General features: G+C 58.6%; 14 protein-coding genes. 5 read left to right on the top strand and 9 right to left on the bottom strand.

What is annotated here, in order from left to right; genetic code table 11:
• The first annotated feature begins 128 nt into the window (after positions 1-128).
• Both CKW32_RS19405 and CKW32_RS19410 read left to right on the top strand, forming a co-directional pair.
• Entirely contained in the window at positions 129-1,073 is a 945-nt protein-coding gene (locus tag CKW32_RS19405) for an alpha/beta hydrolase (RefSeq protein WP_095185731.1), read from the top strand.
• Positions 1,074-1,142: 69 nt separating this feature from the next.
• Positions 1,143-1,613, top strand: coding sequence for a MaoC family dehydratase (locus CKW32_RS19410; RefSeq protein WP_024077080.1), 471 nt, complete (start codon positions 1,143-1,145; stop codon positions 1,611-1,613).
• Between the two features lie 136 nt (positions 1,614-1,749).
• Here the strand turns inward: CKW32_RS19410 and CKW32_RS19415 are convergent, their stop codons facing one another.
• Complete coding sequence (locus CKW32_RS19415; RefSeq protein WP_032891010.1) at positions 1,750-2,217, bottom strand: PA2169 family four-helix-bundle protein; 468 nt, start codon at positions 2,215-2,217, stop codon at positions 1,750-1,752.
• Between the two features lie 209 nt (positions 2,218-2,426).
• On the opposite strand from CKW32_RS19415, the gene CKW32_RS19420 reads away from it, so the two are divergent.
• Together CKW32_RS19420 and CKW32_RS19425 are read left to right on the top strand one after the other, a co-directional pair.
• Positions 2,427-2,663 (top strand): DUF3820 family protein, encoded by a 237-nt coding sequence (locus tag CKW32_RS19420; protein WP_032891009.1) that lies wholly within the window; start codon positions 2,427-2,429, stop codon positions 2,661-2,663.
• A 14-nt stretch (positions 2,664-2,677) separates the two neighbouring features.
• Entirely contained in the window at positions 2,678-3,853 is a 1,176-nt protein-coding gene (locus tag CKW32_RS19425) for an aminotransferase class V-fold PLP-dependent enzyme (RefSeq protein WP_095185732.1), read from the top strand.
• Positions 3,854-3,945: 92 nt separating this feature from the next.
• Here the strand turns inward: CKW32_RS19425 and CKW32_RS19430 are convergent, their stop codons facing one another.
• Genes CKW32_RS19430 through zwf form a run of 3 tightly spaced genes read right to left on the bottom strand, consistent with a single transcriptional unit; the run spans position 3,946 to position 6,795 of the window.
• Positions 3,946-4,611 carry a bifunctional 4-hydroxy-2-oxoglutarate aldolase/2-dehydro-3-deoxy-phosphogluconate aldolase gene (locus tag CKW32_RS19430; RefSeq protein WP_017735662.1) on the bottom strand — a complete coding sequence of 222 codons (666 nt, stop codon included), beginning with the start codon at positions 4,609-4,611 and terminating at the stop codon, positions 3,946-3,948.
• Between the two features lie 17 nt (positions 4,612-4,628).
• Positions 4,629-5,342 carry a 6-phosphogluconolactonase gene (gene pgl / locus CKW32_RS19435; RefSeq protein ID WP_095185733.1) on the bottom strand — a complete coding sequence of 238 codons (714 nt, stop codon included), beginning with the start codon at positions 5,340-5,342 and terminating at the stop codon, positions 4,629-4,631.
• The gene (gene zwf, locus CKW32_RS19440) at positions 5,329-6,795 is read right to left on the bottom strand and encodes a glucose-6-phosphate dehydrogenase (RefSeq protein WP_032891006.1); all 1,467 of its coding nucleotides are present in this window, start codon (positions 6,793-6,795) and stop codon (positions 5,329-5,331) included. The genes pgl and zwf overlap by 14 nt, the downstream gene beginning before the upstream one ends.
• A 219-nt stretch (positions 6,796-7,014) precedes the next feature.
• On the opposite strand from zwf, the gene CKW32_RS19445 reads away from it, so the two are divergent.
• Complete coding sequence (locus tag CKW32_RS19445) at positions 7,015-7,875, top strand: MurR/RpiR family transcriptional regulator (RefSeq protein ID WP_169851198.1); 861 nt, start codon at positions 7,015-7,017, stop codon at positions 7,873-7,875.
• Between the two features lie 122 nt (positions 7,876-7,997).
• On the opposite strand, the gene CKW32_RS19450 is transcribed toward CKW32_RS19445, so the two are convergent.
• The 5 genes from CKW32_RS19450 to CKW32_RS19470 all read right to left on the bottom strand — a co-directional run bounded on the left by CKW32_RS19450 (position 7,998) and on the right by CKW32_RS19470 (position 13,284).
• A complete protein-coding gene (locus tag CKW32_RS19450) occupies positions 7,998-8,843 on the bottom strand; it encodes a D-hexose-6-phosphate mutarotase (RefSeq protein WP_032891005.1) in 846 nt (281 codons plus the stop codon).
• A 99-nt stretch (positions 8,844-8,942) separates the two neighbouring features.
• The gene (locus CKW32_RS19455; protein WP_032891004.1) at positions 8,943-10,289 is read right to left on the bottom strand and encodes a carbohydrate porin; all 1,347 of its coding nucleotides are present in this window, start codon (positions 10,287-10,289) and stop codon (positions 8,943-8,945) included.
• An 85-nt stretch (positions 10,290-10,374) separates the two neighbouring features.
• Positions 10,375-11,535, bottom strand: a complete 1,161-nt coding sequence (locus CKW32_RS19460) for an ABC transporter ATP-binding protein (protein WP_032891003.1) — start codon at positions 11,533-11,535, stop codon at positions 10,375-10,377.
• A 2-nt stretch (positions 11,536-11,537) separates the two neighbouring features.
• Positions 11,538-12,383: a carbohydrate ABC transporter permease gene (locus CKW32_RS19465; RefSeq protein WP_032891002.1), complete on the bottom strand. Its 846-nt coding sequence runs from the start codon at positions 12,381-12,383 to the stop codon at positions 11,538-11,540.
• A complete protein-coding gene (locus CKW32_RS19470) occupies positions 12,376-13,284 on the bottom strand; it encodes a carbohydrate ABC transporter permease (RefSeq protein WP_003175732.1) in 909 nt (302 codons plus the stop codon). Before CKW32_RS19470 ends, CKW32_RS19465 begins: the two co-directional genes overlap by 8 nt.
• Positions 13,285-13,350 lie beyond the last annotated feature (66 nt).

Below are 13,350 nucleotides of genomic sequence, written 5' to 3' on the forward strand. Positions count from 1 at the left end.
GACCAAACAGGCAAATACGCTAAATCGTGTCATTGATTGTATGAATCTTGCCGCTGATGCGTAGGCAGATACCCCGCCCCTCGGCAGATCAGCTATACACTGCAACGACCCATAGCAAAGGAAGCGCCATGAACCACAGCACCTTCTGGCTGACCGCGAATGACCGCAGCCGCCTGTACGTCAATCAATGGATGCCCGACGGCCCGGTTCACGCCGTAGTCATGCTGTCCCACGGCATGGCCGAGCACAGCGGGCGTTATGGACGCTTGGCCGAAGCGTTATGCAGCGCAGGCTATGGCGTGTATGCACCGGACCAGCGTGGCCATGGACGTACCGCCGACGAAGGTACGCTGGGGTTGTACGCCGAGAAGGATGGCTGGAACAAAGTGGTAGGCGACCTGGCAAGCCTCAATCAACACATCGGCCAGCAGCAACCAGGGCTGCCGATCATCCTGCTGGGCCACAGCATGGGCAGCTACATCGCCCAAGCCTACCTGCTGCACCACAGCGCCAGCCTGCACGGGGCAATTCTCAGTGGCTCGAATTTCCAACCGGTAGCGCTGTACCGCGCAGCGCGGGTGATCGCTCGGGCCGAACGTCTGCGCCAGGGTGTACGGGGGCGAAGTGCGCTGATCGAGTTCCTGTCGTTCGGCTCGTTCAACAAGGCCTTCAAGCCCAACCGCACGGCGTTCGACTGGCTCAGCCGTGACCCGGATGAAGTGGACAAATACATCAGCGATCCACTCTGCGGCTTCCGGTGTACCAACCAGCTGTGGATCGACCTGCTTGGCGGCTTGCAGCAAATCAGCAAAGCGTCCAATCTCGCCCAGATTGATCCGGGCCTGCCGATCCTCGTGATGGGCGGCGAATGTGATCCGGTGAGTGAGGGCAAGCGTCTCAAAAACCTGGCCCACGCCCTGCGTGAGGCCGGCTGCCAGCATCTGCAATTGAATGTGTACCCGCAGGCGCGTCACGAAGTGTTCAACGAAGCCAACCGCGATGAAGTCACCGCCGATGTGCTGACGTGGCTCGACCAGGCCCTGACCTTGCGCAGGCCAGCCCGCTGCGAATAACTTTTCTTTTAAAATCAGCCGTTTAAAATCGGCCGATAATTACCGTTTAGCCACAGGATGCACCTTTAGATGACTCAGGTAACCAACACCCCGTACGAAGCCCTCGAAGTCGGCCAGACCGCCAGCTATAGCAAGACGGTCGAAGAGCGCGACATCCAGCTGTTCGCCGCCATGTCCGGTGACCACAACCCGGTGCACCTGGATGCCGAATACGCCAAGGCGACCATGTTCAAGGAGCGTATCGCCCACGGTATGTTCAGCGGCGCCTTGATCAGCGCGGCCGTTGCCTGCGAGCTGCCTGGGCCGGGCACTATCTATATCGGCCAGCAGATGACCTTCCAGAAGCCGGTAAAAATCGGCGATACCCTGACCGTGCGTCTGGAAATCCTCGAGAAGCTGCCGAAGTTTCGCGTACGTATCGCCACTCGCGTGTTCAATCAGCGCGATGAGTTGGTAGTGGATGGCGAGGCGGAAATCCTCGCGCCACGCAAACAGCAGGTCGTGACCTTGACCGAGCTGCCGCCGATCAGCATCGGCTGAGTCTGGTTTCAAGGCCAACGCCATACAAATGTGGGAGGGGGCTTGCTCCCGATTGCGGTGTGTCAGTCATTGAAATATCGACTAATCCACCGCTATCGGGGGCAAGCCCCCTCCCACAGTTGTTACACAGCAGGGCTTACGACTGAGCGCGAGCCTGGTTACGCAGGGCTTTCACCTGGTCGTGGTTGCGCTGTACGCCGTGGTACTGACGCTCAACCAAGTCACGAATGCCCAGCAGGTTGTGCTTGTTGATCTTCTCGATCGCTTCTTTATAAGCCTTGAGTGCGTGGTCTTCGCCGCGCTCGGCTTCGTTCAGCACAGCCTCTTCATCTTTACCGGTAACCATCGACTTCACGTCGACCCAGCCACGGTGCAGGGCGCCGGCCACACTACCCGAATCTTCCGGATCACCACCTAGGGCACGCACGGCGGTTTTCAGCTCGGCGGCGGCGGTTGCACAGTCAGCGGAACGCTTGGCAAACAGCGCTTTGAGTTCTGGGTGTTTGATGTCTTCGGCGCATTCTTTGAAACCTTTCTGGCCGTCGATGCTGGTCTCGATCAGGTCATTGAGTACGGAGATCGATTCTTTATTGATGTCAGTCATTTTTCAATTCCTTAGGCAGGTTACGAAGGGTTGTCTTAATGATTGCAGCGCTCGTGCCAGGTTTTGAAAAACAACTTTTACGTTTAATTTCAATAACTTAAAAATATTTGAACGATCTGTATGTACGTTATTTGCATGATCTGTCATTTGGCCTTCATGCAGAATGCCTGTATTTTCGAACGTCTCGACTCACGCCATTGAATCCCCCCATGAACCCCGAAAAACTCGAACTGCTGATCACCCGCGAAATGCCCTTCGGCAAATACAAGGGCCGGATCATCGCCGACCTGCCGGGTCCTTACCTGAACTGGTTTGCCCGCGAAGGCTTTCCCCACGGCGAGCTGGGCGGTTTGCTGGCCTTGATGCAGGAAATCGACCACAACGGTTTGTCGGAACTGCTCGAACCCTTGCGCACTAAACACGGCAAGCCCGCCCCGCGCCATTAATCAGGAACTGCGCCATGCAAGGGAATGCAAACAACGAACGTCACTGGCACGCCATCGCCCAGCGGTATGACCTGGAACCGGGTCCGATCAATCTGGAAAACGGCTACTTCGGGCGCATGAGCCGCGCAGTACAGGCGCAGTATCTGGACCATGTGGCGTTTATCAACCGCAGCAATTCGCTGCACGTGCGCCAGCGCTTTGAACAGGGCGAGAACGTCGAGATCCGCCGCCAATTGGCCGAATTAATCGATGTAGATCCTGAGTCGGTGGCCTTTACCCGCAATGCCACCGAAGCGTTGCAGTCGCTGATCCGCAACTACAACCGTCTACAACCGGGCGACCAGGTGTTGATCAGTGATTTGGAGTACGACACCGTCAAGGGCGCCATGCGTTGGCTGGCCGGGGTTCGCGGTGTAGAGGTGATCGAGCTTTCCCACACGCACCCGGCCAGTTTCGACAGTCTGTTGCAGACCTATCGCAGTACCTTCGCTGAGTACCCGCGTTTAAAGCTGATGGCGCTGACTCACGTCACCCACCGCACCGGCCTGGTGATGCCCGTCGCAGCCATCGCCAAGGCGGCGCGTGAACATGACGTCGACGTGATCCTCGATGGCGCCCATGCCCTGGGCCAGATCGACTTCAATCTCGCCGAGCTGGGTATCCAGTTCGCCGGCTTCAACCTGCATAAATGGATCGGTGCACCGCTGACCCTGGGTTTTCTGTATATCGCTCCGGAACGCCTGGCAGACATCGATCCGGACATGGGCGAATTCCACTACCCCATCACGGATGTTCGCGCACGCACGTCTTACAGCACGCCGAACTTTCCGGCGCTGATGACACTGCCATTGGTATTTGAAGAACATCGGGCATTGGGTGGCGCAGCAGCCAAAGGTGCTCGGGTGAATTACCTGCGCGATTTATGGGTAAGTCAGGTGCGACCACTGAAAGGCATTGAGGTCCTGACCTCGGATGATCCACGGCTGTATTGCGGGATTACCGCGTTCAAATTCGTCGGCCGCGATCAGCAAGGCATGGTCGATCGGCTACTCAAAGAGTACGACCTGTTTGCCACCACGCGAACCGGAGCAGCGTTTGGCACGTGTATTCGAGTGACGCCAGGGTTGGTGACCTCCGCGCAGGACATTCATGCGCTGATCAACGCTATTACCGAGTTGAGCGCCGAATAAGCGCTTTTCTACAGGCAAAAAAAAGCGGTACACCGACCAAGTGCACCGCAAAAATGCCGTTAAGCACAGCAACAACGATTCGGTAAATCAGATCAATCCAGCAGCGCCAGCGCCTCGGCGGTGACTTCCTGAATACGGGCCCAGTCGCCGTTCTTGATCCACTCAGGGTCAAGCATCCAGCTACCACCTACGCACATCACATTTTTCAACGCCATGTAGCTCTTGATGTTGGCCGGGCCAACGCCACCGGTCGGGCAGAATTTCACTTCGCCGAACGGGCCGCCCAGAGCCTTGATCGCCGCCACGCCGCCGCTGACTTCGGCCGGGAACAGCTTGAAGCGGCGGTAGCCCAGGCCATAGCCTTCCATGATGCCGGAGGCGTTGCTGATACCTGGCAGCAAAGGAATCGGGCTGTGCACCGAGGCTTCCAGCAGGTCGCGGGTAATCCCGGGGGTGACGATAAATTGCGAGCCAGCCACTTCGGCCGCTTCGAGCATGTGACGGTCGAGCACGGTGCCGGCACCAGTGCACAGTTCCGGACGCTGCTCGCGCAGTACCTGAATGGCCTTGAGGCCGAACTCGGAACGCAGGGTCACTTCCAATGCGGTCAAACCACCGGCTGCCAGGGCATCGGCCAGCGGCAGGATGTCCTGTTCGCGGGCGATGGTGATCACAGGCAGGATCCGCGCCTTGGCGCAGAGGCTGTCGATCAAGGCAACTTTATCCGCCATGGACACGGTCGGTTGGGGGCTTTTCATAGCGGCTGATCCTTGGCTCATGGGCACCAGTAAATCTCTAAAGTAGGTTGCAGAAACGCGCGAATCGGCATGGCAGCAACGTCGTCACTGGCCAGGGCGGCGCTCAAGGTGGTCAATTTCGAACTGCCGGAAATCGACAGCACGGTGTAGTTGGCCGTGGCCAGCAACGCGCGACTCATGGTCAGGCGCTGGTGCGGCACGGTCGGCGCCAGCATCGGCCAGCAACGGCGGGTACCGTCGGTCTGCAACGCTTCGGCGAGGTTCGGACTGTTGGGAAACAGCGATGCGGTGTGACCGTCATCGCCCATGCCCAGTACCAGCACATCAATGGCTGGCAACTCGGCCAGCAGGCGATCGGCCTGCTCGGCAGCGTCTTCTAGATTGGCGGCGGCGCTGTACAGACTCAAAAACTTGGCCTTGGCGGCCGGGCCTTGCAACAGATGCTGTTTCAACAAGCCAGCATTGCTGTCGGCATGTTCCACCGGCACCCAGCGCTCGTCGGCCAGGGTAATCGTGACCTTGGACCAGTCCAGGCCTTGCTTGGCCAAGTTCTGGAAAAACGCCACAGGGCTGCGGCCACCGGACACAACCAGGGTCGCTTCGCCACGTGCACTGATGGCCGTGCGCAGTTGCTCTGCCACGTCATTGGCCAGGCCGTCCGCCAGTTGCACTGGCGTGCGGTACTCATGGGCAGTTACGCCACGAGGCAGTTTCAATTCAGATATCGCCATACCAAGACCTCCCATCCCGCGTGATCAGTGCAATGGAGCTCATCGGCCCCCAGGACCCCGCCGCATACGGCTTGGGCGCATCACCGGATTTTTTCCACCCGGCGATCAACTGGTCACACCACTTCCACGCGGCTTCGATTTCATCTTTACGGACAAACAGGTTCTGATTGCCGCGCATCACTTCCAACAACAAACGCTCGTAGGCATCGGGGATGCGCGCGCTGCGATAGGTGTCGGAAAAATTCAGTTGCAGAGGCCCGCTACGCAGTTGCATGCCCTTGTCCAGGCCCTGCTCCTTGGTCATCACACGCAGGGAAATCCCTTCGTCCGGCTGCAAGCGAATGATCAGTTTGTTGCTGATCTGCAAGCGCTGCTCGGGGGCGAAGATGTAGTGAGACGGTTCCTTGAAATGGATGACGATCTGCGACAGCTTCTGCGGCATGCGCTTGCCGGTGCGCAGATAGAACGGCACCCCGGCCCAACGCCAGTTACGAATATCGGCCCGCAGTGCGACGAACGTTTCGGTGTCGCTCTGGGTGTTGGAATTCTCTTCTTCCAGGTAACCCGGCACCGCTTTACCGGCGCTGTAGCCGGCGATGTACTGGCCACGTACAACCTGAGTGGTCAGGCCATCCGGGCTGATCGGCGCCAGGGCCTTGAGCACCTTGACCTTCTCGTCACGGATGCTGTCGGCGGACAAATCGGCCGGCGGGTCCATAGCGATCAGGCAAAGCAGTTGCAACAGGTGGTTCTGAATCATGTCCCGCAACTGGCCTGCCTTATCGAAGTAGCCCCAACGGCCTTCGATACCGACTTGCTCGGCCACGGTGATTTCCACGTGGGAGATGTAGTTCTGGTTCCACTGGGTTTCGAACAGGCTGTTGGCGAAACGCAGGGCGATCAGGTTCTGGACGGTCTCTTTGCCCAGGTAGTGGTCGATACGGTAGGTGCGGTTTTCCGGGAAAAACTGCGCCACGGCATCGTTGACCTTGCGCGAGGACTCCAGGTCCGAACCGATGGGTTTTTCCAACACCACGCGGGTGTTTTCCGCCAGGCCGACCTTGGACAGGTTCTCGCAGATCGCGCCGTACACCGCGGCCGGGGTGGCGAAATAAGCGATCAGGCGTTGCTCGGTACCCGCCAGTTCAGCCAGGGCCACGTAGTCGTCGGCCTTCATGAAGTCGACGTGGACGTAAGTCAGGCGCGCCAGGAAACGCTGGGCGATGCTTTCGTCCAGTTCGTTGCCGACATATTTACGCAGTTCTTTTTCGATATGAGCCAGGTGCTGCTGCTCGGAACCGGCTTCACGGGCCAGGGCCAGGATGCGCGTGTCGTCGTGCAGCAGCCCAGCGCCATCAAGTTGATAGAGGGCAGGAAATAACTTGCGCAGCGCCAGATCACCCAAGGCGCCAAACAGGGCAAAGGTGCAGGGTTCTACGGTTATCGAAGGCATGATGTTTGTTCTTTTATCAAGTTAAGCTACAAATACCTTTTTTCAAGGCATCACTCAAGGAAAAATGTAGTAATAACCACAACATTTTCCCGAAATACGCATTCCGAGTGGTGGTGTTCAGCTACCCTCAGTAGGATAGGCCACCGCGAAAAGCCACTCGTCGATTGGCTGCCGCCCTTTATTTGCATCGTCGCCCGAAGGAAAGACTGAATGGACCGCGTGCGAAATCTTCTGGAACAGATCCGGAACCGCCTCGAAGAATTGAACAAGGCTGAGAAAAAAGTCGCCGAGGTCATCCTGCTCAACCCGCAGCAGGCGACCCGCTTCTCCATTGCCGCCCTTGCCCAGGCCGCTTCGGTCAGTGAACCGACGGTCAACCGTTTCTGCCGTTCGTTCGGCGTCAGCGGTTACCCTGAACTCAAATTGCAGTTGGCGCAAAGCCTGGCCAGTGGCGCAGCTTATGTCAGCCGTGCCGTGGAGGCCGATGATAACCCCGAGGCCTACACCCAGAAGATCTTTGGCAGCGCCATTGCGTCCCTGGACAGCGCCTGCCAGGCCTTGGACCCGAACCTGATCAGCAAGGCCGTGGACTTGTTGATCCAGGCGCGGCAGATCCACTTCTTCGGCCTGGGCGCGTCTGCGCCGGTGGCCATGGATGCGCTGCACAAGTTCTTCCGCTTCAACCTGTCGGTGACCGCCCACGCCGACGTGCTAATGCAACGAATGATCGCCTCAGTGGCGCACACCGGCGAGCTGTTCGTGATTATTTCCTACACCGGGCGTACCCGCGAGTTGGTGGAAGTAGCGCGTATCGCACGGGAAAACGGCGCATCGGTGCTGGGCGTGACTGCCGAGAATTCACCGCTGGCAAAGGCCAGTACCGTGAGCCTGAACATTCCGCTGCCGGAAGACACCGACATCTATATGCCGATGACCTCGCGGATCATTCAGCTGACGGTGCTGGATGTGCTGGCCACCGGCATGACCTTGCGCCGTGGCGTGGATTTCCAGCCGCATCTGCGCAAGATCAAAGAGAGTTTGAATGACAGCCGGTATCCGGTTGGGGATGAGTTCAACTAATCCAGTCTGTGTGTTGGCTTCATTGGCCTCATCGGGGGCAAGCCCCCTCCCACATTTGAAATGTATTCACAAATCAAACTGTGGGAGGGGGCTTTCCCCCGATAGGGCCATCAGCCACACCGCTAAACCCCAGCCCGCGCCTGCAAGCTGAGATGCGCCCGCTCCCCCGGCGCCAGACTTGCGCCAGCCATCGCCGACTCCACGCACACAAACCCCGACGCCTCGTTAAAACTGACCCCCAGCAACGGCCGGCTGCCTGGATGCCACACCACGGTGTCCGCACTGTCGCCAGTGTCGATACACAGTTCACGCTGCCAGGCGTGATCCTTGAGCTGCAGTTCACCTTCGTGCTGGAACACCCGCTGGCACCCACCGTCCACCCGCAATTCGCCTTCCTGCTGACAAGCCTGACGATTGAGCTGGTCATAACCTTGGGCGCCGTCGAGCCCAGACAGCGCTATCTCGTCGACGTGACCAATACGCCAGTAAGCGTGCAAAGCATGGCTCAACTGGCATGGGAGTTCGTCTTGATGCTCGGTGCTCAGGCGCAGTTCCAGGGTTTCACCCAGGTGCGCGTGCAGGTCGACCTGCCAGTCGCACAACTGCAATTGCCAGTGCAGGCGTACACCGTCGTCGTCGGTGCTGCTGTCGAGCAGTTTCCAGTCGATCAATCGCGCCCAGCCATGGGATGGCCACGCGTTCTCGCTCGGGTGACGGCCGTACCACGGCCAGCACACCGGCACGCCACCACGGATGGCGCCGACTTGCGGCCACTTGGCCGCGCACCACAGCCAGGGTTTCTGGCCACGGGGTTGGAAATGCAACAGTTGCGCGCCCTGCCGGCTGAACACCGCCTGACACAGCGGATGGTCAATCACCAACACATCGCGCATCTGAAAGCGCTCCCAGGCGAACACTGGACGCTCGCGCAAGGATTTGAAAAAGCGTTGCAGCGGATGCTCATGCATGTGCCACGGTCCCGAATATCACAGTGCCACCCAAAAAAAAGCGGATAGCCATGGCTACCCGCAAATGCGCACAGAGAGAAGGAGCTTATCGCAACAACGTTAGAACGTAGACTGAATTTTCAGGCCAGCCACCAACGCGTTGTCGACTTTATCCACGCCGCCCGGTTGGACAACGTATTGCAGGTTGGGACGCACGGTCAGCCAGTTGGTGACGTGGAAGCCGTAGTTGATTTCGAAGTTGTACTCGGTTTCGCGAATCGGCGTGTACAGCGCACTGTCATAGTCACTTACGCCATTATCGGCGTTCAGCAGCTCAGCGTTCTTCTTCACATCATTGTTGACGTGCAGACGAGCAGCACCAATGCCGACGTCATCTTTTGGACGCGCGTCGAATGGACCTTTGTACACCAGCATCAAGGACTGGTAGTTGTCGACCAGGTTGGTTTCCTTATCGTGGAAGGTGGCGTTCGCTGCGATGTTCAGGCCGCGCGAAGCATCGCCGTTGTGCGTGGTGAGCTGCTGTTGTGCAACGAACCAGTAGCCTTTCTTGCTGCTGCGGGTACGGAAGTCTGCGCCAGTGAGGACCGCATTGCCGCCGTTGACGTCTTCACGCACGTCCGGTGCATCAGCCGCGCTCTTGTAGTAACCCACACGGTATTCGCCCGGCAGGTTGTTAACTTTCGGCGACCAGACCAATTCCACCGGAATCACGGTGCCCTTGGTGCCACTGCCGCTGAGCTTGAAGCCATTGCCGTGCTCAAGCTGCGATGGGTTCTGGTTGTATGCACCGATCTGCGCGTACAACTCAGGCGTGATGTTGTACTTCACGCGAATGGCCGCCTGGCTGACAGGCCAGTTGTACCAAGTGTTCACGTAGTTACCGACTTGCGAGCCGCAGAACGACAGGTTCTGGAAGTCGCATGGGAAGGTGTTGAAGTCTTCGCCTTCACCGAAGTAGCCGAGCTTCACATCCAGCTTGTTGTCGAACATCTGGTGTTGAATCCAGAACTGGGTCAGACGCACCATGTGGCCACGACCGTAGACTTCCATCGACGAGCTCAGCGTGCCGGCACGCGGATCGCCAATGCGGTCGTTGGAGATGTTCTGGCCATTACGGTTGGTCAACTGGATCTTGGCCTGAGTGTTATCCCAGCCCCACAGCTTTTGCAGATCCAGTGCTACGCCCAAACCAAACTGGTCGGAGTAACGACCAGTCTTGTCGTCGTTGTAGCCACCATGCAGGTTGGCGCCCATCTCCCCAACGTAGTCGGCCTTGATATCGATACCTTGCTCAATCAGCTTGGTACGCTCGCCGCCCCAATCGCCGGTCATCCACTTGGAATCGGCGCTGAATGCATCGGCCGCCATCGCATTGGCGGACAATACCAGGGCTGCTGCTGCTGACAGTTGGCAGATCAGCCGAGTGTTGTTGTGTTGCTTTTTCATCCCTACATCCTCGTCTTTATTGTTATTAAACTGTTTTTATCTAACGCGGGTTACATTTTTTAACTAAAACAACGACTTATATCGCTCAGCGACCCTTGAACTGAGCCACGTTATCGGCATGTCCCTGTGTCGGCACTGAGGCAGCAGTGCCCAGACGCTCCCCCGTCTTGGCGTCAAACAGCAACACCTTGGCCGGATCGAATTGCAGGGTCAGGGTCTCGCCCACCTGGGGTGCCACATCGGGCGCCAGGCGGCAGCAGACCTTGGTGTCATTGAGTTGCACGAACACCAGGGTGTCCGGTCCGGTTGGCTCGGTGACCTGAACTTCGGCACGAATGCTCGATGCGCTGTCGCCCTCGCCTGTCGCCAACATAATCTGCTCCGGGCGCAGGCCCAGGATCACGTCGCGGTCTTCAAGACCCGCATCCGTCACGTTCAGCGCCAGCTCACAACGGGCCTGGCCACTGTCGAGCAGTGCCACCAAACGACCGTCCTTGCGTTGCAGGCGCAGAGGTACGAAGTTCATCGGTGGCGAACCAATGAAGCTCGCCACGAACTGGTTGGCCGGGTTGTTGTAGATCTCTTTCGGCGTGCCGAACTGCTGGATGATGCCGTCCTTCATCACCGCCACTTTGTCGCCCAGGGTCATGGCTTCGATCTGGTCGTGGGTCACGTAGACGGTGGTGGTTTTCAGACGCTGGTGCATCAGTTTCATTTCGGTGCGCATCTCGACGCGCAGCTTGGCGTCGAGGTTGGACAGCGGTTCGTCGAACAGGTAGATCTTCGGCCGACGCGCAAGGGCACGGCCCATGGCCACGCGCTGTTGCTGGCCGCCGGAGAGTTGGCCCGGCTTACGGTTAAGCAGGTGTTCGATTTGCAGCAGCTTGGCCACGCGCGCCACTTCGGCGTCGATGTCGGCTTGCGGCATCTTGCGGATCTTCAGGCCAAACTCGATGTTCTCGCGCACGCTCATGGTCGGGTACAGCGCGTAGGACTGGAACACCATGGCGATGTCGCGATCCTTGGGGCTCATGCCGCTCACATCCTGGTCACCGATCATGATCGCGCCGCCGGTGATGGTCTCAAGACCGGCGATGCAGTTCATCAGCGTGGATTTACCGCAACCCGAAGGGCCGACCAGGATCAGGAATTCACCTTCCTTGATCGACAGTTCGATGTTCTTCAAGGTGTCGGGCAGGCCGGCGCCATAGGTCTTGTTTACATTGCGAAGTTCAAGCGTAGCCATGATTACCCCTTGACCGCGCCGGCCGTCAGGCCGCGCACGAAATACTTGCCTGCGATCACATAGACCAGCAGGGTCGGCAGCCCGGCGATCATCGCCGCCGCCATATCCACGTTATATTCCTTGGCCCCGGTGCTCGTGTTGACCAGGTTATTCAGCGCCACCGTGATGGGCTGGGAGTCGCCACTGGAGAACACCACGCCGAACAGGAAGTCGTTCCAGATCTGAGTGAACTGCCAGATCAGGCAGACCATGATGATCGGCGTCGACATCGGCAGAATGATCTGACGGAAGATGGTGAAGAATCCTGCACCGTCCAGGCGCGCAGCCTTGATCAGCGCATCCGGAATGCTCACGTAGTAGTTACGGAAGAACAGCGTGGTGAACGCCAGGCCGTAAACCACATGGATGAACACCAAGCCTGTGGTGGTGCTGGCCAGGCCCATCTTGCCGAGGGTGAACGACGCGGGCAGCAGCACGGTCTGGAACGGCAGGAAGCAGCCGAACAACAGCAGACCGAAGAACAGCTGCGAGCCACGGAAGCGCCAGAACGACAGCACATAACCGTTCAATGCGCCGATGGCGGTGGAAATGAGTACAGCCGGAACGGTGATCTTGATCGAGTTCCAGAAGTAACCATCGACGGTGTCCCAGGCCTTGACCCAGCCGATGCCGGTGACCACGGTGGGCCAGCTCAGCAGGTTGCCGTTGGTGATGTCTTCCGGGGTCTTGAAGCTGGTGAGCAGCATCACCACCAGCGGCACCAAGTACAGCAGCACGGCGAGGATCAGCACTGCGTAAATCGCGATGCGGCTCAGGCTGATGGACGGTTTAGAGGCGAGACTAGTCATTACGTTTGGTCCTCAGCTCGGAGTAGAGGTAAGGCACGATGATCGCGAGGATCGCACCGAGCATCAGGATTGCACTCGCCGACCCCATGCCCATCTGGCCACGGCTGAAGGTGAACGAATACATGAACATCGCCGGCAGGTCGGACGAGTAGCCCGGACCTCCCGCGGTCATCGCCGCCACCAGGTCGAAGCTCTTGATGGCAATGTGCGCCAGGATCATCACCGCACTGAAGAACACCGGACGCAGGCTCGGCAGCACCACGCTCCAGTAGATGCGCGGCAGGCTCGCGCCGTCGATCTGCGCGGCGCGGATGATCGATTGATCAACGCCACGCAAACCGGCGAGGAACATCGCCATGATGAATCCGGACGCTTGCCACACAGCAGCGATTACCAGGCAATAGACCACACGATCCGGGTCGATCAGCCAATCGAGACGGAAGCCTTCCCAGCCCCAGTCACGCAGGAGTTTGTCCAGGCCCATGCCCGGGTTGAGCAGCCATTTCCAGGCGGTACCGGTGACGATCATCGAGAGCGCCATCGGGTACAGGTAAATGGTGCGGATGAAGCCTTCGCGGCGGATTTTCTGGTCGAGGAAAATCGCCAGCGTCACGCCGATCACCAAGGTGATGCCGATAAACATGCCGCCAAACAGCGCCAGGTTCTTGCTCGCCACCCACCAGCGATCGTTGTCGAATAAACGCTCGTACTGCGCCAGACCCGCCCATTTGTAGCTTGGCAGGAACGTGGATGTGGTGAACGACAGCACAAACGTCCACAGGATGTAGCCGTAGAAGCCCACCAAGACGATGAACATGCTGGGCGCCAGCACCAGTTTGGGTAGCCAGCGCTGCAGTGCATCGAACGGCGAGGCTTTGCTGAACACAGCAACAGAACTCATGGGGAAATCCAATACAGGGAAAAAGGACTACAGGAACAGGCCTTGTGAGGGGTTAGGGGTCCCCCT

This window comes from Pseudomonas sp. Irchel 3H9 (genome assembly GCF_900187495.1).
Taxonomy (GTDB): domain Bacteria; phylum Pseudomonadota; class Gammaproteobacteria; order Pseudomonadales; family Pseudomonadaceae; genus Aquipseudomonas; species Aquipseudomonas sivasensis.

Excerpts from the sequence above, each read along its gene's own strand:
- pgl (WP_095185733.1), bottom strand. The coding sequence starts at position 5,342 with ATGGCGATATCTGAATTGAAACTGCCTCGTGGCGTAACTGCCCATGAG.
- CKW32_RS19450 (WP_032891005.1), bottom strand. The coding sequence starts at position 8,843 with ATGCATGAGCATCCGCTGCAACGCTTTTTCAAATCCTTGCGCGAGCGT.
- CKW32_RS19465 (WP_032891002.1), bottom strand. The coding sequence starts at position 12,383 with ATGACTAGTCTCGCCTCTAAACCGTCCATCAGCCTGAGCCGCATCGCG.
- CKW32_RS19470 (WP_003175732.1), bottom strand. The coding sequence starts at position 13,284 with ATGAGTTCTGTTGCTGTGTTCAGCAAAGCCTCGCCGTTCGATGCACTG.
- zwf (WP_032891006.1), bottom strand. The coding sequence starts at position 6,795 with ATGCCTTCGATAACCGTAGAACCCTGCACCTTTGCCCTGTTTGGCGCC.
- CKW32_RS19415 (WP_032891010.1), bottom strand. The coding sequence starts at position 2,217 with ATGACTGACATCAATAAAGAATCGATCTCCGTACTCAATGACCTGATC.
- CKW32_RS19405 (WP_095185731.1), top strand. The coding sequence starts at position 129 with ATGAACCACAGCACCTTCTGGCTGACCGCGAATGACCGCAGCCGCCTG.
- CKW32_RS19455 (WP_032891004.1), bottom strand. The coding sequence starts at position 10,289 with ATGAAAAAGCAACACAACAACACTCGGCTGATCTGCCAACTGTCAGCA.
- CKW32_RS19425 (WP_095185732.1), top strand. The coding sequence starts at position 2,678 with ATGCAAGGGAATGCAAACAACGAACGTCACTGGCACGCCATCGCCCAG.
- CKW32_RS19460 (WP_032891003.1), bottom strand. The coding sequence starts at position 11,535 with ATGGCTACGCTTGAACTTCGCAATGTAAACAAGACCTATGGCGCCGGC.
- CKW32_RS19420 (WP_032891009.1), top strand. The coding sequence starts at position 2,427 with ATGAACCCCGAAAAACTCGAACTGCTGATCACCCGCGAAATGCCCTTC.
- CKW32_RS19430 (WP_017735662.1), bottom strand. The coding sequence starts at position 4,611 with ATGAAAAGCCCCCAACCGACCGTGTCCATGGCGGATAAAGTTGCCTTG.
- CKW32_RS19410 (WP_024077080.1), top strand. The coding sequence starts at position 1,143 with ATGACTCAGGTAACCAACACCCCGTACGAAGCCCTCGAAGTCGGCCAG.